This is a genomic window from Delftia sp. DS1230, from assembly GCF_040112715.1.
Classification (GTDB): Bacteria; Pseudomonadota; Gammaproteobacteria; order Burkholderiales; family Burkholderiaceae_C; genus Comamonas; species Comamonas tsuruhatensis.
In genome coordinates, this window is record NZ_CP157763.1 from 1,316,591 (window position 1) to 1,338,235 (window position 21,645).

At 67.3% G+C, this 21,645-nt stretch carries 20 protein-coding genes; 14 read left to right on the forward strand and 6 right to left on the reverse strand.

What is annotated here, in order from left to right:
* Positions 1-50: 50 nt before the first annotated feature.
* The 14 genes from AAN986_RS05925 (at position 51) to AAN986_RS05990 (ending at position 14,583) form a co-directional block, all read left to right on the forward strand.
* Positions 51-1,499 (forward strand): sodium:solute symporter family protein, encoded by a 1,449-nt coding sequence (locus tag AAN986_RS05925; RefSeq protein ID WP_047217081.1) that lies wholly within the window; start codon positions 51-53, stop codon positions 1,497-1,499.
* A 177-nt stretch (positions 1,500-1,676) separates the two neighbouring features.
* Complete coding sequence (locus AAN986_RS05930; protein ID WP_047217080.1) at positions 1,677-3,695, forward strand: DUF11 domain-containing protein; 2,019 nt, start codon at positions 1,677-1,679, stop codon at positions 3,693-3,695.
* A 219-nt stretch (positions 3,696-3,914) separates the two neighbouring features.
* Positions 3,915-4,232, forward strand: coding sequence for an FmdB family zinc ribbon protein (locus AAN986_RS05935; RefSeq protein WP_016445677.1), 318 nt, complete (start codon positions 3,915-3,917; stop codon positions 4,230-4,232).
* A gap of 16 nt (positions 4,233-4,248) precedes the next feature.
* Entirely contained in the window at positions 4,249-4,872 is a 624-nt protein-coding gene (locus AAN986_RS05940; protein WP_016445678.1) for a DUF502 domain-containing protein, read from the forward strand.
* A 41-nt stretch (positions 4,873-4,913) separates the two neighbouring features.
* Positions 4,914-6,716: an aspartate--tRNA ligase gene (aspS, locus tag AAN986_RS05945; RefSeq protein WP_016445679.1), complete on the forward strand. Its 1,803-nt coding sequence runs from the start codon at positions 4,914-4,916 to the stop codon at positions 6,714-6,716.
* A 79-nt stretch (positions 6,717-6,795) separates the two neighbouring features.
* On the forward strand, positions 6,796-7,617 hold the full coding sequence (locus AAN986_RS05950) for a CsgG/HfaB family protein (RefSeq protein WP_047217079.1): 822 nt from the start codon (positions 6,796-6,798) through the stop codon (positions 7,615-7,617).
* 8 nt (positions 7,618-7,625) lie between these two features.
* Positions 7,626-8,102 (forward strand): dihydroneopterin triphosphate diphosphatase, encoded by a 477-nt coding sequence (gene nudB / locus AAN986_RS05955; protein ID WP_046241037.1) that lies wholly within the window; start codon positions 7,626-7,628, stop codon positions 8,100-8,102.
* A 27-nt stretch (positions 8,103-8,129) separates the two neighbouring features.
* Complete coding sequence (locus AAN986_RS05960) at positions 8,130-8,900, forward strand: endonuclease/exonuclease/phosphatase family protein (RefSeq protein ID WP_016445682.1); 771 nt, start codon at positions 8,130-8,132, stop codon at positions 8,898-8,900.
* A gap of 129 nt (positions 8,901-9,029) precedes the next feature.
* The gene (gene folE / locus AAN986_RS05965) at positions 9,030-9,752 is read left to right on the forward strand and encodes a GTP cyclohydrolase I (protein ID WP_016445683.1); all 723 of its coding nucleotides are present in this window, start codon (positions 9,030-9,032) and stop codon (positions 9,750-9,752) included.
* Between the two features lie 105 nt (positions 9,753-9,857).
* Positions 9,858-10,739, forward strand: a complete 882-nt coding sequence (locus AAN986_RS05970) for an EamA family transporter (RefSeq protein WP_017406293.1) — start codon at positions 9,858-9,860, stop codon at positions 10,737-10,739.
* Positions 10,740-10,753: 14 nt separating this feature from the next.
* Positions 10,754-11,617, forward strand: coding sequence for a DUF429 domain-containing protein (locus tag AAN986_RS05975; protein ID WP_047217078.1), 864 nt, complete (start codon positions 10,754-10,756; stop codon positions 11,615-11,617).
* Positions 11,618-11,659: 42 nt separating this feature from the next.
* The gene (locus tag AAN986_RS05980; RefSeq protein ID WP_016445686.1) at positions 11,660-12,304 is read left to right on the forward strand and encodes a LysE family translocator; all 645 of its coding nucleotides are present in this window, start codon (positions 11,660-11,662) and stop codon (positions 12,302-12,304) included.
* A gap of 97 nt (positions 12,305-12,401) precedes the next feature.
* The gene (locus AAN986_RS05985; RefSeq protein WP_026062612.1) at positions 12,402-13,427 is read left to right on the forward strand and encodes an AraC family transcriptional regulator; all 1,026 of its coding nucleotides are present in this window, start codon (positions 12,402-12,404) and stop codon (positions 13,425-13,427) included.
* Between the two features lie 142 nt (positions 13,428-13,569).
* On the forward strand, positions 13,570-14,583 hold the full coding sequence (locus AAN986_RS05990; RefSeq protein ID WP_016445688.1) for a tripartite tricarboxylate transporter substrate binding protein: 1,014 nt from the start codon (positions 13,570-13,572) through the stop codon (positions 14,581-14,583).
* On the opposite strand, the gene AAN986_RS05995 is transcribed toward AAN986_RS05990, so the two are convergent.
* The 6 genes from AAN986_RS05995 to AAN986_RS06020 form a co-directional block, all read right to left on the reverse strand.
* A complete protein-coding gene (locus AAN986_RS05995; RefSeq protein WP_016445689.1) occupies positions 14,570-16,021 on the reverse strand; it encodes an amidase in 1,452 nt (483 codons plus the stop codon). The genes AAN986_RS05990 and AAN986_RS05995 overlap by 14 nt on opposite strands.
* A 100-nt stretch (positions 16,022-16,121) precedes the next feature.
* Positions 16,122-17,615: an ABC transporter substrate-binding protein gene (locus AAN986_RS06000; protein WP_034364072.1), complete on the reverse strand. Its 1,494-nt coding sequence runs from the start codon at positions 17,613-17,615 to the stop codon at positions 16,122-16,124.
* Positions 17,616-17,751: 136 nt separating this feature from the next.
* The gene (locus tag AAN986_RS06005; protein ID WP_034364074.1) at positions 17,752-18,594 is read right to left on the reverse strand and encodes an ATP-binding cassette domain-containing protein; all 843 of its coding nucleotides are present in this window, start codon (positions 18,592-18,594) and stop codon (positions 17,752-17,754) included.
* Complete coding sequence (locus AAN986_RS06010; RefSeq protein WP_047217077.1) at positions 18,591-19,646, reverse strand: ABC transporter ATP-binding protein; 1,056 nt, start codon at positions 19,644-19,646, stop codon at positions 18,591-18,593. The genes AAN986_RS06005 and AAN986_RS06010 overlap by 4 nt, the downstream gene beginning before the upstream one ends.
* Before the next feature lie 14 nt (positions 19,647-19,660).
* On the reverse strand, positions 19,661-20,578 hold the full coding sequence (locus AAN986_RS06015) for an ABC transporter permease (RefSeq protein WP_016445693.1): 918 nt from the start codon (positions 20,576-20,578) through the stop codon (positions 19,661-19,663).
* Complete coding sequence (locus AAN986_RS06020) at positions 20,575-21,537, reverse strand: ABC transporter permease (protein ID WP_016445694.1); 963 nt, start codon at positions 21,535-21,537, stop codon at positions 20,575-20,577. The genes AAN986_RS06015 and AAN986_RS06020 overlap by 4 nt, the downstream gene beginning before the upstream one ends.
* Positions 21,538-21,645 lie beyond the last annotated feature (108 nt).

The following is a 21,645-nucleotide window of genomic DNA, read 5'->3' on the forward strand; positions in this document are numbered from 1 at the left end:
ACGGGTTTCAAGCCCTCTGACTTTTCCCACTTTGAATCAGGAGTGCCAGCGTGCTGCTCTCAATGGTGATCGCCTACCTGTTCGTGACCATAGCCATTGGCCTGTGGGCGGCCAGGCGGGTCAAGAACACGGCCGACTTTGCAATTGCCGGGCGCCATCTGCCCATGTACATGATCATCACCACCACGTTTGCCACGTGGTTCGGCTCGGAGATCGTGCTGGGCGTGCCCGCCAAGTTCATCGAGGGCGGCCTGCGCGGCGTGGTCGAGGACCCGTTCGGCGCGGGCATGTGCCTGATCCTGGTGGGCCTGTTCTTCGCGGGCAAGCTGTACCGCATGACGCTGCTGACCATCAGCGACTACTACCGCCACCGCTATGGGCGCTCCATCGAGATCGTCTGCTCGCTGATCATCATGCTCAGCTACCTGGGCTGGGTCTCGGCCCAGGTCACGGCGCTGGGCCTGGTTTTCAACCTGCTGTCGGGCGGTACGGTCAGCATTCCCGTGGGCATGGCCATCGGCGTGGTGTCCATCCTGGCCTACACGCTGTTCGGCGGCATGTGGTCGGTGGCCGTGACCGATTTCCTGCAGATGATCATCCTCGTGGTCGGACTCGTGGTACTGGCCTGGTTTGCGGGCGACATGGCCGGTGGTGCCGACAAGGTCATCGACCTGGCCGTGAGCCGCGACTTGTTCCAGTTCTGGCCCGAACCCAGCTGGCATGACATCCTCTTCTTCTTTGGCGCGGCCATCACCATGATGCTGGGCTCCATCCCCCAGCAGGACGTGTTCCAGCGCGTGATGTCGGCCAACAGCGAAAAGGCCGCCACGCGCGGTACCGTCATCGGCGGCACGGCCTATATCTTCTTTGCCTTCGTGCCCATGTTCCTGGTGACCAGCGCGCTGATCATCATGCCGCAGGAGGCGGCGGAACTGCTCGGGCAGGACCCGCAGAAGGTGCTGCCCACCCTGGTCATGGACAAGATGCCCTTCGTCATGCAGGTGCTGTTCTTTGGCGCGCTGCTGTCGGCCATCAAGTCCTGTGCCTCGGCCACGTTGCTGGCACCCAGCGTGACCTTCACCGAGAACATCTGGCGCCAGTTCCGCACCCAGGCCAGCGACCGGGAAATGCTGCTGGCCATGCGCATCAGCGTGCTCGTCTTCAGCATCTGCGTGCTGGCCTACTCGATCAAGATGGAAGGAACGCCCATCTATGAGTTGGTCTCCAGCGCCTACCAGGTGCCGCTGGTCGGTGCCTTCGTACCGCTGGTCTTCGGGCTGTACTGGAAGCGCGCCACCACGCAGGGCGCCATTTGCGCCGTGGCACTGGGCATTGGCGTGTGGGTGGTCTTCATGGCCACGCCGGCTTTGCACGAGGCATTTCCGCAGCAATTGGCCGGACTGCTGGCGGCTGTGACGGGGATGTTGGCCGGGTCACTGGCACCGCAGTGGCTGGCCAATCGCAGCGCAGACATTCTTGAATTCAGCCCCGAAAGGTAAGCGCCGTCACACCATCATTTTCAAAAACAATTGATGACAATCATCAATAGTTATTAACTATATATTCAGCGGCTGGGATTGTGGAGGTCCCGGAATGCTGACTTGGGTGGTGTGAAGCACAGGTCGTGACAGTACGGCGGACCTCCGAATAGCAAACGCTTGGGAGGAAGCACCGTCATGAAAACACTCAAACTGATTGCGAGGGCTCGCCGGCTGAAGCTGCGGCCTGTCGCTGGCGTCCGGTTCCGATGGAGTTGGCTTGGAGGCGCCTTGCTTGTGCCAGCCCTGTGCGGCCAGGTGGCAATGGCTGCACCGAGGATCCCGGTCGCGCCGGTCATTGTCTGGAGCGAGGATTTCGAAAACCCGCAGACACCCCCCATCGACACGGAGGGGCGGGATCTGCTGGCCTACAAGGGCGCGGCCCCTGCGGGACAGACGTACACCGCCGACCCCCTGTACCGGATGAGCGCCAACCAGTGCAATGGCATAGTGACGTCCTTCAGCCAGGCTCCAGGTTCGACGGTGATGATTGCGGCCTGCTCGGACCATGGCAATTGGAACAACCTGCAGCAGATGGCCGAGGTCGCCGGGCGCTATCAGGGCCAGAGTGCGGCGGCTGCACGCAACAATCACGTCATGGCAATGCTTACAGCGAATGGGACCTTTCCTGCTGGCGCAATTGCCTTTCGCACCGCCACCAATATTGCACAAAGTGCCAGCAGCAGATTCCTCACGGCCCGTACCGATGTGGTGGCGACCTTCTGCTCGTCGGGATTTGTCGCCCCGCTGCTGCGTTTTTCCCTGATCAATGACGCTGGTACGGAGCTGCCCATCTCCACGACCGCGATCAATCCATGCGTGGGTGGACAGTCATTCAATACAACACCTATCGGTATTGCCGGCACCCAGACCGCTGTGGCCCAGACGGTGACTTCTCCGGGAGCACTGCTCTTCAGCGGGACCTCTGTCGGGTTTGTTCTGCACAACGACCAGACCGGCTCCATGGGCAACGATTCGTCGATCGACAACGCGCAGATCATCGATGTCACGCCGCAACTGGACAAGGCCTTCTCGCCTGCCAGCATCCAACTCGGGCAGGTCTCCCGGCTGACCATGACCATCACCAATACGACCGATCTGCTGCGCAAGCAAGGCTGGTCGTTTACCGACAACCTGCCTGCAGGACTGGTCGTCGAGGGCAATGCCAGCACCACCTGCCCCGGCACGACCGTGCAGGCGGCAGCAGGCGGCAGCATCGTGACCGTGTCCAACGGAGACCTGGCCCAGGGCGCCGCCTTCTGCGAGGTGAGCCTCGACGTGCGTCCGACCGCGACAGGCAGCTTCACCAACGGTCCTTCCAACCTCAGTCTTATTGGCCTGAACCAGCCGGCCACACTGGCTGTGCTGGCGGTTGCGCCAGCGGCCGACATGCAGGCCACCTCCATCACGCTTCCCCTGACCATGACGGTGGGCGCGCCGGTGTCCGGCAGCTTCAGCTGCACCAATGCCGGCCCCAGTGAGGCCACGGCGGCCTCGTGCGTGATCTCCGGCCTGCCCGCCGGGGCGACCACGTCCTGCACACCCAGCGTTCCCACGGCCTCGCCATTGGCATCGGGCGGCAGCATTGCCTGCACGGTGCAGTTCACGCCCACCACAACGGGCACCATCGCGGCCTTGGTGACGGCGAGCAGCAGCACCGTGGATCCGGTGCCGGCCAACAACACCAAGGCACACCCCTTCAATCCCGTGGAGCGGGCCGACATGCAGGCCACCAGCGTCACGCTGCCGGCCACCGCCAACGTGGGTGTTCCCGTGAAGGGCTCTTTCGTCTGCACGAATGCCGGCCCCAATGCGGCGGCCTTTGCCAATTGTTCCATCGCAGGGCTGCCGGCAGATGCCAGCACCTCATGCACGCCTGCGGTGCCGACAGGCACGCCGCTGGCCTCGGGTGCCAGCATTTCCTGCACGGTGAGCTTCACGCCCACCACGCAGGGCAGCCTCACAGCCACCGTGACGGCGGTCAGTGGAACCACGGACCCGGAGCCGGCCAACAATTCGCGTGACCAGGAGTTGGTGGTTGCTGCCGCGTTGGCGCCGGAGCCGGTCCCCGCCACCGGGGTGCCTGCCCTGGTGCTGATGGGCCTGGCCGTCATGCTGGCGGGCCTGGGAACGCAGCGAGGCCGGGTACGGCGCTGAGCACGGATGCGGCAAGCCCCCGGCAGCGGGGGCGGTCGGGCCTGATGGAATGCCAGTCTTCGCGACTGGCATTTCTCATTGGAGGCCACCAGTTGCCGGCCCTGTACGCGCGCCTTGTGGCCTGCCCCGCCTGGGCCATTGGGCTTGAGACAGCCGCAGTATCGGACGGATGCCTATAATCGAAAGTTTTGCATCTTCCCTCGTATTAGCATTAGCGCCATGCCTATTTATGCATACAAGTGTGGCTCCTGCGGTCATGCCAAGGACGTGCTGCGGAAAATCTCGGATGCCCCGCTGACGACCTGTCCGGCCTGCGGGGCCGAGACCTTCTCCAAGCAGCTGACAGCTGCCGGCTTCCAGCTCAAGGGCTCGGGCTGGTATGCGACCGACTTCAAGAACAGCGGTGGCAAGAGCGCCGCCGCACCGGCTCCCGCAGCCGATGCTCCTGCCTCGGATACTTCTGCCGCACCAGCGGCAACTGCGTCCGCGCCCGCTGCGGCCCCTGCATCTGCCTCCGCGCCCGCAACGGCCCATTGATCAAGGCTTGCATTTCATGTCCGCTCTGCGCAAATGGCTGTTCGCCGGCCTGCTGGTGATCGTTCCGCTGGTGATCACGCTGGGCGTGCTCAACTGGATCATCGGCACGCTCGACCAGACGCTGACCATCCTGCCCGAGGCCTGGCATCCGGATCGGTTGCTGGGCTTCCATATCCCCGGCTTCGGTGTCGTGCTGACGCTGCTGATCCTGCTCGTGGTCGGTGCGGCGGCCAGCAACTTCATCGGCCGCAAGCTCGTGTCCTGGGGCGATGCGGTGGTCAGCCGCATTCCTGTGGTGCGCTCCATCTATTCCAGCGTCAAGCAGGTGTCCGATACCGTGTTCTCGGACAGCGGCAATGCGTTTCGCACCGCCGTGCTGGTGCAGTGGCCGCGTGAAGGCGTCTGGACCGTGGCCTTCGTCACCGGCTCGCCCAGCGGGGAGGTTGCCGCCTACCTGCGCGACGAATACCTGAGCGTCTTCGTGCCGACCACGCCCAACCCGACGGGCGGCTATTTCGTCATCGTTCGCAAGAGCGATTGCATCGAACTGGAAATGAGCGTGGATGCCGCGCTCAAGTACATTGTTTCCATGGGCGTGGTGACTCCACCGGATCTCGCAGTGCCCGCGGAACCCAAATAACAAACTGTCGCGCCCTTGCCGGGCGCAGGAAGCTTTTCATCATGGCCATGCGCTCCCACTACTGCGGTCTCGTGACCGAAGCCCTGATGGGCGAAACCGTTACCCTGTGCGGCTGGGTGAACCGTCGCCGCGACCATGGCGGTGTGATCTTCATCGACCTGCGCGACCGCGAAGGCTATGTGCAGGTGGTCTGCGATCCCGATCGCGCCGAGATGTTCAAGACCGCCGAAGGCCTGCGCAACGAGTTCTGCGTGCAGGTCAAGGGCCTGGTGCGCGCACGTCCCGAAGGCACGACCAACGACAAGCTCAAGAGCGGCCAGATCGAAGTGCTGTGCCATGAGCTGAACGTGCTCAACGCCTCGGTCACCCCGCCGTTCCAGCTGGACGACGAGAACCTGTCCGAGACCGTGCGCCTGACCAACCGCGTGCTGGACCTGCGCCGCCCCTACATGCAGCGCAACATGATGCTGCGCTACCGCACGGCCATCCAGGTGCGCAACTTCCTGGACAAGGAAGGCTTCATCGATATCGAAACGCCCATGCTGGGCAAGAGCACGCCCGAAGGCGCGCGCGACTACCTGGTGCCCAGCCGCGTGCACGACGGCGAGTTCTTCGCCCTTCCGCAGTCGCCCCAGCTGTACAAGCAGATGCTGATGGTGGCCGGCTACGACCGCTACTACCAGATCACCAAGTGCTTCCGCGACGAAGACCTGCGCGCCGACCGCCAGCCCGAGTTCACGCAGATCGACTGCGAGACCTCGTTCCTGGGCGAAGAGGAAATCCGCGCCATCTTCCAGCGCATGATCACCGAGGTCTTCAAGACCCAGCTGAACGTGGATCTGGGCGAGTTCCCGATGATGACGTACCAGGAAGCGGCCTTCCGCTTCGGCTCGGACAAGCCCGACCTGCGCGTCAAGCTCGAGTTCACCGAACTGACCGAGGTCATGAAGGACGTGGACTTCAAGGTGTTCTCCACGCCCGCCACGACCAAGGGCGGCCGCGTGGTGGCACTGCGCGTGCCCGGCGGCTCGCAGATCTCGCGCGGCGAGATCGACCAGTACACCGAATTCGTCAAGATCTACGGCGCCAAGGGCCTGGCCTGGATCAAGGTCAACGAAGTGGCCAAGGGCCGCGATGGCCTGCAGTCGCCCATCGTCAAGAACCTGCATGACGCGGCCCTTGCCGAAATCCTCAAGCGCACGGGTGCACAGGACGGCGACCTCATCTTCTTCGGCGCCGACAAGGAAAAGATCGTCAACGACTCCATCGGCGCGCTGCGCCTGAAGGTGGGCCACAGCGATTTCGGCAAGGCCAACGGCCTGTTCGAGGACCGCTGGGCGCCGCTGTGGGTGGTGGACTTCCCCATGTTCGAGCACGACGAGGAAAACGACCGCTGGGCGGCCGTGCACCACCCGTTCACCTCGCCCAAGGACGGCCACGAGGAACTCATGGTCACCGATCCGGGCAACTGCCTGGCCAAGGCCTACGACATGGTCCTGAACGGCTGGGAGCTGGGCGGCGGCTCGGTGCGTATCCACCGCGCCGACGTGCAGAGCAAGGTGTTTGACGCGCTCAAGATCTCGCCCGAAGACGCTCGCGCCAAGTTCGGCTACCTGCTGGACGCGCTGCAATACGGCGCCCCCCCGCACGGCGGCCTGGCCTTCGGCCTGGACCGCCTGATCACGCTGATGACGGGCGCCGACTCCATCCGCGACGTGATCGCCTTCCCCAAGACCCAGCGCGCCCAGGACCTGCTGACGCAGGCACCTTCGCCCGTGGACGAAAAGCAGCTGCGCGAGCTGCACATCCGCCTGCGCAATCCGCTGGCGGCCACGCAGGGCTGAGGAGCAGGCTTCACGGCTTGACAGGAACGGCAGGAGCTGGCGCAGCTTCTGCCGTTTTTCTTTTTTGCGGAGAGCTTTCATGCGTTTTCAAGGCATTGCATCGGTGGCGCTGGCGTTGGCGGTGTCGGCAGGGCTGGGCCTGTCCGGTTGCGGCGAGAAGAAGACCGAGCTGGGGCAGGGCGGTTCGGAGATCACGGGCTCTGCCGGGCCGCTGGGGGCGAACAACGGGTCGCGCGAACTCGTGCGCTGCGATGCGCCCGTGGCCACGCTGGCCCTGGCCGAGAATCCCAACGGCTACGTCATGGGCTCAGGCTATCAGCTGCCGGCCTCGCCCGTTCCGCTGGTCAAGCTGCTGGCCCAGCAAAGCGGGTGCTTTCGCGTGGTGGACCGGGGAGCGGGCCTGCGCGGCACGGTGCAGGAGCAGGACCTGAAGAATTCCGGCGTGCTGCGCGAGAACTCCACGGTGCGCAAGGGCCGGGGCTACGAGGCCCAGTACACGCTGACGCCCAGCCTGACCTTCAGCGAGCAGGACGCGGGCCGCGGGCTGGCCGGTGTGGTCGCCATGATCCCGGTGCTGCGAGACATTGCAGGGCTGGCCGGCCTGGTCGAGCAGGTCAAGTTCAAGGAGGCGCAGACCGCGCTGCTGCTGTCGGACAACGAAACCACCGAGCAGGTGGCCGCTGCCACGGGTGCAGCCCGCACCACCGATCTGGGCGTGGGCGGCATGGTGCTGGGCCGCCTGGGCGCTGCGGGCGCGGGCTGGAGCAATACCAACGAGGGCAAGGTCATCGCCGCTGCCTTTCTGGATGCGCACAACCAGCTGGTCTTTCAGGTGCGCGCGCTGCGGGCCAAGGAGCTGCCACCGCCGGTGGCCACCAAGGCCGGGCAGGGCAGGAACTGAGGCCAGCCATGGCCGGCCACAAGATCCCCGAGTCGGTGCTGGTCGTCATCCACCGTGATGACGGCCAGGTGCTGCTGATGCGCCGCACCGCTGCGGCGCCTGAGGGCGGGGAGTTCTGGCAGTCGGTGACGGGCAGCAAGGACCATGAGGGCGAGTCCTGGCGTGAGACCGCGGTGCGCGAGGTGCGGGAAGAAACCGGCATCGATGCCGAGGCGCCCGGCTGCCTGCTGCAGGACTGGGCGCTGGAGAACATCTACACCATCTACCCTGCCTGGCAGCACCGCTATGCGCCCGGTGTATGGCACAACCGCGAGAGGGTTTTCGGGCTGCGGATTCCGTCCTACACCCCTGTGTTCTTGAATCCGAGGGAACATACCGCATCTGCTTGGCATCATTGGCGTGAGGCTGCCCAGCGCTGCTATTCACCGTCCAATGCGGAGGCCATCTTGCTGCTTCCACGTTTTTCCCCAACGAAGCCGGACTGAACCCCTCACCTGCGTTCCCGAACCGCCATGACTGAAAACGCGAATTCCCATCAGGTGGACCCCGGCCCGTCGATACTGCGCGTCGCGACCTACAACATCCACAAGGGCGTGCAGGGCATGGGTCCCGCGCGCCGCCTTGAAATCCACAACCTGGGCCACGCCGTGGAGCAGCTCGATGCCGACATCGTCTGCCTGCAGGAAGTGCGCAAGATGAACCACAAGGAGGCCGCGTACTTCGAGCGCTGGCCCCAGGTCTCGCAGGCGGAGTATCTGGCTCCCCTGGGCTATGAGGCCGTCTACCGCACCAACGCCTACACCCGCCACGGCGAGCACGGCAACGCGCTGCTGACCCGCTGGCCCGTGGTGGGCCACCAGCACGAGGACATCTCCGACCACCGCTTCGAGCAGCGTGGCCTGCTGCATGTGGAGGTGGAAGTGCAGAACCGGCGCGTGCACACCATCGTGGTGCACCTGGGGCTGATCCCCGGCAGCCGCGTGCGCCAGGTCTCCCAGCTCAAGCGCTTCATCGAGCGAGAGGTGCCGCCCGGCGCGCCCGTGGTGGTGGCTGGCGACTTCAACGACTGGGGTGGCCAGATCAAGCGCATGCTGGGCGGTTTCGGCCTGTACGAATACGACGAATTGCCCAGCGTGCCCACCTATCCCTCGCGCCTGCCGCTGGCCCAGCTGGACCATGTCTATGTGCGCGGCCTCACGCCGCTGGGCCTGCATGTGCCCAAGGGGCGCATCTGGTGGCGCATGTCGGACCATCTGCCGCTGATTGCGGAATTCCGCCTCTAGCCCTGGCCGCTCTGACACACGCCACTCTTTTGCTATCGAATTGATAGCTTTCGGGGCGGGCAGAACCTGCGTTTGGGTGGAAAATCCCTTGCGTGCCATGCTGCGGGTTTCGCTGTTACCATGCCAGCCATGTTCAGAGAACTCGTCGACATGAAACAAGACAGCCAGGCCGAGGGCACCCCCGTCTCGGTCAAGATCCGCGAACGACTGAAGCAGGCGCAAAAGCGCTTTCATGCGAACGACAACATCTCCGAATTCATCGAGCCCGGTGAACTCGAGCAGCTGCTCGACGAAGTCCAGGAAAAGATGCAGGGCGTGCTCGACAGCATGGTCATCGACACCACGCACGACCACAACACGCGCGCCACGGCGCGCCGCGTGGCCAAGATGTATGTCAACGAGGTGTTCCGGGGCCGCTATGTGGCGCAGCCCGCCATCACCGAATTCCCCAACGCTGAGCACCTCAACGAGCTGATGATCGTCGGCCCGATCACGGTGCGCAGCGCCTGCAGCCACCATCTGTGCCCGGTGATCGGCAAGATCTGGATCGGCGTGCTGCCCAACAAGAACACCAATGTCATCGGCCTGTCGAAGTACGCGCGGCTGGTGGACTGGATCATGGGCCGCCCCCAGATCCAGGAAGAGGCCATCATCCAGTTGGCCGACCTGATCCTCGACAAGACCCGCCCCGACGGCCTGGCCGTGGTCATGGAGGCTTCGCACTTTTGCATGTCCTGGCGCGGTGTGCGCGAGATGGACAGCAAGATGCTGAACTCCGTCATGCGCGGCGCCTTCCTCACCAACCCGGAACTGCGCCGCGAGTTCCTCTCGCTGGTGTCCAGCCGCAAGTAAATCCCCGGGGTGGCGTCCCCGGACGCCTCACACAACACCCCAGGCTGCGCAGTGCGCGGCCTTTTTTCTTTCCCGCGCCCCGCCCCGCTTTCCCCGGACCTGCCCATGTCGCTGCAAGCCTTTGCCCTGATCATCATTGCCGGCCTCATCCATGCCGGCTGGAACATCGTGGCCAAGAAGGCGGGCGGTGATTCGCGCTTTGCCTTCTTCACCTCGGTCATCATGATGGTGATCTGGGCGCCACTGGGCTGGTGGGTGGGGCGCGATGTGGTGCCGACATGGGGGCGCAGCGAATGGCTGGTGGTGCTGGCCAGCGGCCTGCTGCACGTGGCCTACTACGTGACCTTGCTGCGCGGCTACCGCAGCGCCGATCTCACCGTGGTCTATCCGCTGGCGCGCGGCTCGGGGCCGCTGCTGTCGTCCATGGTGGCCATCCTCTTTCTGGGTGAGCGGATTTCCTCGTTGGGCGTGCTGGGCATTGCCGGCGTGGTGGTCGGCGTCTTCCTGATCGCGGGAGGCCCCGGCCTGCTGCGCGCGCGCCATGATCCCGAAGCCCGCGAACGGCTCAGGATGGGCCTGTGGTACGGCCTGCTGACGGGCGCCTTCATCGCCAGCTACACCGTGGTGGACGGCTATGGCGTGAAGCTGCTGCTGATGTCGCCCATCCTCATCGACTACATGGGCAACTTCGTGCGCGTGTTCCTGCTGGCGCCCGTGGTGCTGCGCGACCTGCCCACGGCCCGGCATCTGTGGCGCGCGCAGTGGCGCTTCGCGGCCCTGGTGGCGCTGATCAGCCCCATCGCCTACGTGCTCGTGCTCTACGCCATGCAGGATGCGCCCATGTCGCACGTGGCGCCTGCGCGCGAAGTCTCCATGCTGTTCGCGGCGCTGATCGGCGGGCACATGCTGCGCGAAGGCGATCGCCTGGCACGCATTGCGGGCGCCGTGTGCATTGCCGTCGGTGTGACGGCGCTGGGCCTGGGCTGAGCACCATGGCGGCAATGCGGGTACTGGGCTGCGATTTCAGCAGCCGACCTACGGCGCGCAAGCCCATCACCATGGCCCTGGGCCGCCTGCTGGCTGGGGACACGGTGGTCCTGCAGGATTTGCTGGAGTTCGCCTCGCTGGACGCATGGGCCGCCTGGCTGGCCCGGCCCGCCGATTCGGCGCAGTCGGCGCAGTCAGCCTGGGTGGGCGGTTTCGACCTGCCTTTTGCCCTGCCGCGCGAACTGGTGGAGCAGCTGGGCTGGCCCACGGAATGGGCGGCCTGCATGGACCACTATGCCGGCCTCACGCGCCAGGCCATACGCGAGCAGTTCAAGGCCTTTTGCGCGGCGCGGCCCGCAGGCGGAAAGTTCGCGCACCGGGCCACGGACGGGCCTGCCGGTGCCAGCCCTTCCATGAAATGGGTGAACCCGCCCGTGGCCTACATGCTGCATGCCGGGCTGCCCTTGCTGCGCGCGGCCGGCGTGCACCTGCCGGGCCTGCAGCCTCCCGGCAAAGGCGATGCGCGCCGCGTGGCGCTGGAAGCCTACCCGGGCATGCTGGCGCGCGCCGTGATCGGCCGCCTCAGCTACAAAAGCGACGAACCCGCACGGCAAACGCCCGAACGCCATCAGGCGCGCGTGCAATTGCTGGCGGCGCTGGAGCGCGGCGACAACCCGCTGGCGTTGCGCCTGCGTATCGACGCCGAAGAAACCCGCAACCAGTTGCTGGCGGACGGCAGCGGAGACCGGCTGGACGCCGCAATCTGCATGCTGCAGGCCGCCTGGGCTGCGGCCCGCCATGCGCAGGGCGATGCGCTCTACGGGTTGCCGCACGACCTGGACCCGCTGGAAGGCTGGATCGTCACGGCCCAGGCCTGATCTGCGCCGCACTGAAATACTCGAATCGGGAAGAGACAAGCGATGCCCACCTTTGAAACCTTGCTGGCCTTTTTCGGCGTGGCCGTGCTGCTGGGCCTGAGCCCGGGGCCTGACAACCTGTTCGTGCTCATGCAATCGGCCCAGCGCGGCTGGCGCGTGGGCCTGTGCGTGGTACTGGGCCTGTGCCTGGGGCTGGTGGTGCATACGGCGGCGGTTGCGCTGGGTTTGGCGGCGCTGGTGGCTGCGTCGCCCCTGCTGTTCACCGCCATCAAGCTGTGCGGCGCCGCCTACCTGGCCTGGCTGGCCTGGGGTGCGCTGCGCGCCGTGGCCCGGCCGGGCGAGATGCCGCAGGCCGGCGCAGCCGACCCGCTGACCCCCGCACGAGCGCTGCGCTGGGTGGGGCGTGGCGTGGTGATGAACCTCACCAACCCCAAGGTGCTGATCTTCTTCCTGGCCTTTCTGCCGCAGTTCGCGGACCCCGCGCGCGGCGGCGTGGCCACGCAGGTGATGGTGCTGGGCTGCGTGTTCATGCTGGCGGCGCTGCTGGTGTTCGGTGCCATCGCATGCTGCTCGGGCTGGTTCGGCGTGCTGCTGCAGCGATCCGTGCGTGCGCAGAACTGGCTCAACCGCGTGGCCGGGCTGGTGTTCCTGGGCATGGCGGTGCGGCTGGCGCTGGTGCAGCGCTAGGGCCTGTTCACACTAGTGCGGGGCCGTGGCACAGTCCCTCCATGCTTTTTCGCTCACGCCCCTTGGCGCCATGAGCAGCGGCGTCCTCATCAAACCCATGCCACAGACCACGGCCCACACCATTGCCATCGTCCAGGTTTTGCAGATCGTGCAGGGCGTGCAGCGCAATGGCATGGATGTGCCAGCCATCCTGCGCCGCGCCGGCATTGCGCCTGCCCTGCTGGATGCGCCGCTGTCACGCGTGACCCAGGCGCAGTACGCGGCGCTGATCCGCGTGCTGCGCCGCGTCTGCCGCGACGAGCTGTGGGGCCTGTGCCGCCATCCGCTGCCCGTGGGCAGTTTTGCCCAGGCCTGCCGCACCATGCTGCCTTGCCGCACGCTGGGCGAGGCATTGCAGGCCGGGCTGCGTTTCTACCGCCTGGTGCTGCGCGACTTCGCGCCCCGGCTGCAGGTCGTGGACGGCGTGGCCCGCATCGCCATGGTGTCGCTGCGCGAGCGCGATGCGCCGCTGGCCTATGCCGAGCGGTCCTTCTGCTTTCTGGGCTATGGCGTCATGTCGTGGCTGGTGTCGCGCAGGATAGAGCTGACGGGCGTGTGCGCGCCGGCCGGCGCCAGCATGCCGTATGGCACGGAGGCGCAGCGCCTGTTCCTGGCGCCGCTGCAGCGCGACCGCGACTTCACGGGGCTGGAGTTCGATGCGCGCTGGCTGGAGCTGCCCGTGGTGCAGACCCCTGAGAGCCTGGCCGAATTCCTGGACCAGGCGGCCATGGGCCTGGTCATCCGCTACCGCGACCGCACGCGCCTGGGCGAGCGCATCCGCCGCCTGCTGCGCCGCGATCTGGCGGGCGAGCTGCCTTCGCTGGAGCAGGTCGGCGCCGCGCTGTCCATGACGCCGCAGACGCTGCGCCGCCGCTTGCGCGACGAAGGCCTGGGTTTCCAATCTCTCAAGGACGACCTGCGCCGCGACGCGGCCATCGAGCTGCTGAACCGGCCGGAGCTGACGCTGGCCGATATCGCCGCGCGCGTGGGGTTTGCCGAGGCCAGCACCTTCCACCGCGCCTTCAAGGGCTGGACCGGCCTGCCGCCGGGCGCCTACCGGCAGGCCCAGCATCGCGGCCGCTGATCTTTTTTGCCAATCATTTTGAGACGATCGGCGATTGGTGGCTGAAGGCCTGGTGGCCACACTGTCCATGGACCCTGCCACTGCGGCAGGGCACACCGCCCCGCCAACGAGGGCGGAGCACCGAAGGACAAGGAGACAAGCCATGGAATCGAGCCGACGCGGCTGCCTGCGGGCGGCGCTGGCATGCGCTGCCAGCGCCTCACTGGGTGCCGCCCTGGGAACGGCATCGCCGATCGCCTTTGCACAGCCGGCAGGCGGTGCCTACCCGTCCAAGCCGCTGCGCATGGTGATTCCCTACCCGGCAGGCGGCGGCACCGACATCATCGGGCGCATCATTGCCCAGCAACTGAGCCAGGCCTGGGGCCAGCCCGTGGTGGTGGAGAACCGGCCGGGCTCCAGCGGCATCATCGGCGGCGACGTGGTGGCCAAGTCGCCGCCAGACGGCTACACGCTGCTGCTGGGGATCACGGCCATGATCCAGTCGCCTGCGCTGTACGCCAGGATGCCCTATGACGTGCTCAAGGACTTTGCCCCCGTATCGCAGGTGGCCCTGTCCTCGGACCTGTTCGTGGTGCCGCGCGACGTGCCGGCCACGACGCTGCAGGAGTTCATCGCCCTGGTCAAGGCCCATCCGGGCAAGTACAGCAACGGCAATTACGGCAACGGCACCTCCTCGCACATGCATGGCGAGCTGCTGCGCGCCCGGGCCGGGCTGGACCTGGCGCTGATTCCCTACAAGGGCGCGGCGCCGCTGGTCAACGACGTGCTGGGCGGGCAGCTGTCGTCGGGCTTCATCGATGTGTCCTCGGCCAATGCGCACCTGAAGTCGGACAAGATCCGCATCCTGGCCATCACCGGCATGCAGCGCCATCCGGCGCTGCCCGAGGTGCCCACGTTTGCCGAGCTGGGCCTGGCCGGCTTCGAGGCCAATGGCTGGTTCGCCACCTTCGTGGCGGCGGGAACGCCCCGGCCCATCGTGGACCGGCTCTCGGCGGAGGTGCGGCGCATCGTGGCCACGCCCGAACTCAGCGGCCGCCTGGCCTCCATGGGCCTGCGCCCGGTGGGCGGCACGCCCGAGGAATTGGCCTCCGTCATGGCGCGCGACATGCCGCGCTGGGCGCGCATCGTGAAGGAGGCGGGAATCAGGCTGGAGTAGCCGATGCAGTCTGCGCCCGGTCCTGGCCCGACTGAACGGGCTGTGGCCAGGCGGGCTGGGGTGGGCGCAACTGCTCCAGCACCCGGCTGAGCCGGAGCACGCCCAGGTCGTCGAACCGGCGGCCTGCGATCTGCACGCCTATGGGCAGCTGCCCGTCATGCCCGCAGGGCACGGATGCGGCGGGCTGTTCGGACATGTTGTAGGGCACGGTAAAGGCAATGTGCTCCAGCGGCCGCAGCGGGTCGTTGGTGGGGCTGGGCAGGTGGGCCGGGAAAGCCGTGATCGGCGCCACGGGCGACAGCACATAGTCGTAGGCCGCCGTGGCCCGCACCGTGGCCGTGCGCAGAAGGTGCGACTGCTGGCTGGCCACGAACAGCTGCGTGGCTGTCAGTGGCGCGGCACTGTCGGCCCATTCGCGGATGAAGGGCAGGATCACGCGGCGCTGCGCATCCGTCAGCGACTGGATTTCCACATGCGATCGCATGCGCCAGAAATGGTCGAGGCCGTCGAGCATGTCGCGGGTGAGCCAGGGCTCGATGCGCTCGATGTGCGCGCCGGCCGATTCCAGCCAGGCCGCAGCCTGCTCCACCACGGCGCGCACGCGGGGCTGCAGGGGCAGGCCGCAGCCGGCATCCAGCAGCAGGCCTATGCGCAGGCCGCGCACCTGGGCAGGGTCCATGTCGAAGCTGTGCCATGCAATCTCCTGGTGCGGCAGGCCCATGCTGTCGCGTGCATCGGGCAGGGACAGCACCTGCATCATCAGCGCGGCGTCGGCCACGCTGCGGGTCATGGGACCTGCGCAGCGGCCGGTGTAGGGCGGGTCTATGGGCACGCGGCCCAGGCTGGGCTTGAGGCCGAAGATGCCGCACCAGCCCGCCGGCAGGCGGATGGAGCCGCCGATGTCCGTGCCCACGTGCAGCGGCCCGTAGCCGGCCGCCGCAGCGGCGCCCGCACCGGCGCTGGAGCCGCCCGGCGTCTTGTCCGGATCCCAGGGGTTGAAGGTGTTGCCGTGCAGCGAGGACAGGCCGGACGACAGCATGCCGTAGTCGGGCATGGTGGTCTTGGCGAAAAGGATGGCGCCTGCCTCGCGCAGGCGTGCAGCGGGTGGGGCATCCAGCGGGGCCGCGACCTGCGGCATGGCGGCCGTGCCCACGGGCGTGGGATCGCCGCGCGTGGCGATGTTGTCCTTGACCGTGGCGGGAACGCCGTCGAGCAGGCCGGCCGGCTCGCCACGCAGCCAGCGGGCCTCGCTCTCGCGGGCCCGGGCCAGGGCGGCCTCGGGGCGCAGCAGGTAGGTGGCGTGCAGGGCCGGCTCCCAGCGCTGCACATGGGCCAGCAGGTCGTGCATGACCTCGACGGGCGAGAGGCTGCGGTCCCGGTAGGCGCGCAGCAGCGCATGGGCGGGCAGGTCGTGCAGGGCCTGTGTCGTTCCAGTCATCGCGGCTTCCTCGAAGATGGCGGTTCTTGCGGCAGATCTGGCGCAGTGTGGCCCGGTGCCACCGGCGCGCCTGTCGCCTGTGGCTCAGCCTGTGCGCGGTTCAGGTGGCCCAGGACAGTGCGGAGAGATCGTTGACGAAGACGGGCATGTCCTTCCACAGTCCGCGCAGGTTCTTGTTGGCCACGGTGACCCATTGCGGCGTGTAGAGGAAGGCGTGCACGCAATCCTGGGCCAGCAGGCGCTGCGCATCGCCCAGCAGGCGCGAGCGGTCGGCGGGGCGCGAGGCGTTCTTGATCTTGTCGTACAGCTCGTTGAACTGGGACGACTGGTAGCCCCAGTAGTAGTCGGGCTTGGCGAAGTTGCCCAGGTCGAAGGGCTCGACATGGGAGATCAGCGTCAGGTCGTAGTTCTTGAGCGTGTAGGTGCCCGACAGCCACTGCGCCCATTCGACGTTCTGCAGCTTGGCGCGGATGCCGATCTTGGCCAGCTGCGCGGCAATCACCTCGCCGCCCTGGCGCGCGTAGGGCGTGGGCGGCAGGGTCATGGTCAGCTCCAGCGGCGTCTTGACGCCGGCCTCGGCCAGCAGCGCCTTGGCCTTTTCCACGTCGAAGGGGTTGATGCCCGTGGTGTCCACGTAGCCGAAGGCCGTGGGCACGTAGTAGCTGCCAATGGGCAGGCCGTAGCCGTCGCCCGCGCCGTCGATGACGGCCTTGCGGTCGATGGCGGCGGCGATGGCGCGGCGCACCCGCGCATCGTTCAAGGGCTTGCGCGCGTTGTTCATGGCCAGGATGGTCTTGGCCCGCGAGCCGCTGACCACGACCTGGAAGCGCCCGTTGGCCTTGAACTGGGCCACGCTGCGCGGCGTGACGCGCGGGAAGGCGTCGACATCGCCGGCCAGCAGTGCGGCCACCTGGGCTGCAGGGTCGGAGATGAAGCGGAAGGTGGCACGGCGAATGCGCAGGCCGGGGGCCGTGCGGTACCGGGGCCAGGCCGTGAGCGTGACCGAGGCGCCCTTGTTCCAGTTGCCCAGCTGGTAGGGGCCCGTGCCCACGGGGCGCGTGGCGTTGGTGGCAGCGCTCTTGGGCTCCACGATGATGGAGGTCGCCTGCCCCAGCACGAAGAGGAAGTCGGGGTCGATGTCCTTGTTGGTGACGACCACCGTGTGGTCATCCACCACGCGCGTGGACAGGGCGGCGAAGGTGCGCTTGTCCTTGTTGGTGCTCTTGTCGTCGCCCGCGCGGTCGAAGGAGTACTTCACGCTGTGGGCGTTGCAGGGCTCGCCGTTCTGGAAACTCACACCCTTGCGCAGGCGGAAGGTGTAGGTCTTGAGGTCGGGCGAGACCTCCCAGCTTTCGGCCAGCAGCGGGGAGACGCTGCCGTCCGGATTGATCTTGGTCAGCGTCTCGAACAGGTTGTAGAGCACGATCTCGCCAATGGACGATGCGGCGCCGGCCGTGGGGTCCAGCCCCGGCGGCTCCAGCGTCATCGCCAGCGTGACACTGTCCTTGCGGCCCTGGGCCAGCGCAGGCCAGGGCATCAGCAGGGGCAGGCCGGCAGCAGCGGAGCTGGCCAGCAGGGAACGGCGATTGAACATGAACAGGTCTCCGGAAATTCTTGCAGATGGGTCATGGGCCGCTGGCTGCGGCCTGCAGCAGTGTTTTTACACCAGGGCGCACGTGCGCGTGGCCATGAGGGCCCGGTCCGCGCCGGTGGTTGTCAGCTTTCGGCTTTCAGGCGCGGTGCTGCAGGGCGATGCGTGGCACGGCCCGTACCAGGGCCTGGGTGTAGGGATGCTGCGGGGCGTGGAACAGTTGCTGCGGAGCCCCGCGCTCGACGATGCGGCCTTCGCTCAGCACGATGGCGTCGTCGCACAGGTGCTGGACCACGGCCAGGTCGTGGCTGATGAACAGGTAGGACAGGCCCAGCTGCTGCTGCAGATCGCGCAGCAGGTTCAGTACCTGGGCCTGCACCGAGACGTCGAGGGCGCTCACGGGCTCATCGGCCACGATGAGGCGGGGCCGCGTGACCAGGGCGCGTGCAATGGCGATGCGCTGGCGCTGGCCGCCCGAGAATTCATGCGGGTACTTGTCCAGGTCCTGCACGCGCAGCCCGACCTGCTCCAGCGTGGCGCGGGCCAGGTCGCGCCGGGCTGCGCGCTCGGGCGGTGCAGGCTGGGCGGTCAGGGGCTCGCAGACGATGTGTTCCACCGTCATGCGCGGGTCCAGCGAACCGTAAGGATCCTGGAACACCATCTGGAAATCGCGGCGCGCCATGCGCAGTGCCTGGTTGCCGAGCCGGTGCAGATCCTGGCCCAGCAGCTGCACGCTGCCGGCGCTGGGAGTGTCCAGCGCCATGACCAGGCGTGCCAGCGTGGACTTGCCGGAACCCGACTCGCCCACCACGCCCAGGCTGCGCCCCGCCGTCAGCGTGAAATCCACGCCGCGCAGCGCATGCACCTGCTCCGGCGCACGCCACAACGAGCGGCGTGGCAGCCGGTAGCTGCGGGCCAGGTCCGTCACCTGCAGCAGGGGCGGCTCGGCAGCGGCCGGTGCCTGGCGGTCGTGCTCCGTCATGTGCTGCGGCCCTGCGTATGCATGCCCGGCGCAATGGCCTCGGAGCGCAGGCAGCGCACCACATGCGGCTGTGCCCAGGCCTGCAGGGCAGTGGGCGTGGGCCGCTGCGGGCGCTCCAGCACCAGGGCGCGCGGGCGCTCGCTGTGGCAGGTGGGCTCGGTATAGCTGCAGCGGCCCGCGAAGGCGCATCCGGCTGGCAGGTCCACCAGCTCGGGCACGGTGCCGGCAATGGTGGGCAACCGCGCCGGCGGCTGGTGGCCTGGTCCCGAAGGCTCCAGCTGCGGCCTGGCGGCGAACAGGCCGCGCGTGTAGGGATGGGCGCGGCGCGCGAAGATGGCCTCGGTCATGCCGCTTTCGACCACGGTGCCGCCGTACATCACCTGCAGCTGCTCCACGTTTTGCGCGATCACTCCCAGATCGTGCGAGATCAGCAGCAAGGCCATGGAGTGCTCTGCCACCAGTTCCTGCAGCAGATCCAGGATTTGCTGCTGCACGGTCACGTCCAGCGCCGTGGTAGGTTCGTCGGCGATCAGCAGGTCGGGCCCGCAGGCCAGGGCCATGGCGATGGTGATGCGCTGGCGCTGGCCGCCCGAGAACTGGTGCGGATAGTCGTCAAAGCGCTGGGCTGCGCGGGCAATGCCCACGCGCTCCAACAGGGCCACTGCGCGCTCGCGCGCGGCCTGGCGGCCCAGGCGCTGGTGGTGGCGCAGCGGCTCGGCCACCTGGCGGCCGATGCCGTACACGGGGTTGAGGGCCGTCATGGGCTCCTGAAACACCATGGCCATGCGGTTGCCGCGCAGGCGGCACAGCGCGCGCTCGTCCATGTCCAGCAGCTCCTGGCCGTTGAGCCGGATGCTGCCGTCCACCTGCGCATGCTCCGGCAGCAGGCCCATCAGCGCCAGGGCGGTCAGCGACTTGCCGCAGCCCGACTCGCCGATCAGGCCCAGCGTGGCGCCGCGCTCCAGGATGAATTCCAGGTTCTGCACGGCACGCGCGCGGCCGCGCGGGGTCTGCAAGGTGATGGTGAGGCCGGAGACTTCGAGCAGGGGCATGGCGCGTGTCTTCCTCAGCGCTGGCGCGACAGGCGCGGGTCGAGCAGATCGCGCAGCCCGTCGCCCAGCAGGTTGAGCCCGAGCACGGACAGTGCAATGGCCAGGCCCGGCCACACGGCCAGCAGCGGCGCCTGGAACATGAGGGTCTGGGCCTCGCTGAGCATGCGGCCCCAGGACGCCTGGGGCGGCTGCGTGCCCAGGCCCAGATAGGACAGGGCGGCTTCGGCCAGAATGGCCAGCGCGAACTGTATGGTGGCCTGCACCACCAGCACGGGCAGGATGTTGGGCAGCACATGGCGCCAGGTGATGCTGGCGCGGCCATGGCCGCAGGCGCGTGCAGCCAGCACGTATTCACGTGCCCAGACCGCCTTGGCCGATGCCCGCGTGATGCGCGCAAAGGTGGGAATGTTGAAGATGCCGATGGCAATGATGGCGTTGACGATGCCCGCGCCGAACACGGCCGTGAGCATGATGGCCGATAGCAGCGCAGGAAAGGCGAAACTGAAATCGGCCAGCCGCATGATGGCCTCTTCCACCCAGCCCCGGCAGGCCGCGGCGACCAGTCCCAGCACCACGCCCATCGACAGCCCGATGCCCACGGCGATCACGCCGACCAGGATGGAACTGCGCGCGCCCAGGAACAGCAGCGAGGCCACATCGCGCCCATAGGCATCGGTGCCCAGCCAGTGCAGGCTGCCGGGTGCGGCCAGCTTGGCATCCAGGTCCATGTCGTAGGCCGAGCCCGGCGTCCACCACAAGGACAGCAGCGCGGTGAGCAGCAGCAGCGCGGTCAGCATGGCACCCAGCATGAAGCTGCGGTGGCCCAGCATGCGCCGGCCCAGGCTGGCCGGCCTGCTGAGGGTGACCGCCCGCGTGGGCCGATGGCCCGGTGGCGCAGCGGTCGGCGAAACAGGGTTGCCTGGCTGGCTCATATGTCGCTGGCCTCGATGCGTGGATCAATGGCTGCATACAGCACATCCACGATGAAGTTGATGACCACCACCATGGCCGCCAGCAGCAGCACGCAGTTGCGCACGACGATGAGGTCGCGGTTGGCGATGGACTGGAAGATCAGCCGGCCCAGGCCCGGCAGGTAGAACACGTTCTCCACCACGATGGTGCCGGCCAGCAACTGGGCAAACTGCAGCCCCATGACCGTGAGCACGGGAATCATGGCATTGCGCAGCACGTGGCCCCAGAGCACGGCGCGGCGCGGCAGGCCCTTGGCGCGGGCCGTGCGCACGAAGTCCTCGCGCAGCACTTCCAGCACGGCCGAGCGCGTGATGCGCGCCAGGATGGCCGCCTGCACCACGGCCAGCGAGATCGCCGGCAGCAGCAGGGCCTGCAGTGCGGGCAGGACGCCGCCGCCATCGGCCTCGCTCCAGCCTGGAAAGCCGCCTGCGGAAAACCATTGCAGCTTCACCGAGAACACCAGGATCAGCAGGATGGCGAACCAGAAATTCGGGATGGCAATGCCGATCTGCGCCAGGCCCATGACGCCCAGGTCGCCCCATCGGTTGTGGCGCGAGGCGGCATAGATGCCCGCTGCCAGGGCCAGCACGGTGGTGATGAGCATGGCCATCACGGCCAGCGGGGCGGTCACTGCCAGGCGCTCCAGCACCAGATCGCTGACCGGTGTGCTGTAGGCGTAGCTCAGTCCCATGTCGCCATGCAGCAGTCCCTGCAGCCACTGCAGGTAGCGCTGCCAGGCTGGCTGGTCCAGTCCCAACTGCTCGGCCAGCGCCTGCACGGCCTCGGGGGCGGCATCGGGCCCCATCAGCGTCTGGGCCGCATTGCCGGGCAGCACTTCCAGCACGCCGAACACCACGGCCGAGGCGCCCAGCAGCGTGGCTGCCAGCATCAGCAGGCGCTTGAGCAGGAAGACGCTCATGGGCAGTCGGCCTTGGCACGGTGTTGGGCTGTCACGTCGGCGGAATGTGTGTGGGTGGTTCTTGGCGGGCCCGAATGGTAATGCGCACGGCCCATGCGCGCAGCATAG

Bases quoted from the DNA above. Each gene is read 5' to 3' on its own strand.
- AAN986_RS05995 (WP_016445689.1), bottom strand. From the start codon at position 16,021: ATGACTGGAACGACACAGGCCCTGCACGACCTGCCCGCCCATGCGCTG.
- AAN986_RS06005 (WP_034364074.1), bottom strand. From the start codon at position 18,594: ATGACGGAGCACGACCGCCAGGCACCGGCCGCTGCCGAGCCGCCCCTG.
- AAN986_RS05980 (WP_016445686.1), top strand. From the start codon at position 11,660: ATGCCCACCTTTGAAACCTTGCTGGCCTTTTTCGGCGTGGCCGTGCTG.
- AAN986_RS06010 (WP_047217077.1), bottom strand. From the start codon at position 19,646: ATGCCCCTGCTCGAAGTCTCCGGCCTCACCATCACCTTGCAGACCCCG.
- aspS (WP_016445679.1), top strand. From the start codon at position 4,914: ATGGCCATGCGCTCCCACTACTGCGGTCTCGTGACCGAAGCCCTGATG.
- AAN986_RS05935 (WP_016445677.1), top strand. From the start codon at position 3,915: ATGCCTATTTATGCATACAAGTGTGGCTCCTGCGGTCATGCCAAGGAC.
- AAN986_RS05990 (WP_016445688.1), top strand. From the start codon at position 13,570: ATGGAATCGAGCCGACGCGGCTGCCTGCGGGCGGCGCTGGCATGCGCT.
- AAN986_RS05970 (WP_017406293.1), top strand. From the start codon at position 9,858: ATGTCGCTGCAAGCCTTTGCCCTGATCATCATTGCCGGCCTCATCCAT.
- folE (WP_016445683.1), top strand. From the start codon at position 9,030: ATGTTCAGAGAACTCGTCGACATGAAACAAGACAGCCAGGCCGAGGGC.
- AAN986_RS05950 (WP_047217079.1), top strand. From the start codon at position 6,796: ATGCGTTTTCAAGGCATTGCATCGGTGGCGCTGGCGTTGGCGGTGTCG.
- AAN986_RS05960 (WP_016445682.1), top strand. From the start codon at position 8,130: ATGACTGAAAACGCGAATTCCCATCAGGTGGACCCCGGCCCGTCGATA.
- AAN986_RS05940 (WP_016445678.1), top strand. From the start codon at position 4,249: ATGTCCGCTCTGCGCAAATGGCTGTTCGCCGGCCTGCTGGTGATCGTT.
- nudB (WP_046241037.1), top strand. From the start codon at position 7,626: ATGGCCGGCCACAAGATCCCCGAGTCGGTGCTGGTCGTCATCCACCGT.
- AAN986_RS06000 (WP_034364072.1), bottom strand. From the start codon at position 17,615: ATGTTCAATCGCCGTTCCCTGCTGGCCAGCTCCGCTGCTGCCGGCCTG.
- AAN986_RS05975 (WP_047217078.1), top strand. From the start codon at position 10,754: ATGCGGGTACTGGGCTGCGATTTCAGCAGCCGACCTACGGCGCGCAAG.
- AAN986_RS06015 (WP_016445693.1), bottom strand. From the start codon at position 20,578: ATGAGCCAGCCAGGCAACCCTGTTTCGCCGACCGCTGCGCCACCGGGC.
- AAN986_RS05985 (WP_026062612.1), top strand. From the start codon at position 12,402: ATGCCACAGACCACGGCCCACACCATTGCCATCGTCCAGGTTTTGCAG.
- AAN986_RS05930 (WP_047217080.1), top strand. From the start codon at position 1,677: ATGAAAACACTCAAACTGATTGCGAGGGCTCGCCGGCTGAAGCTGCGG.
- AAN986_RS06020 (WP_016445694.1), bottom strand. From the start codon at position 21,537: ATGAGCGTCTTCCTGCTCAAGCGCCTGCTGATGCTGGCAGCCACGCTG.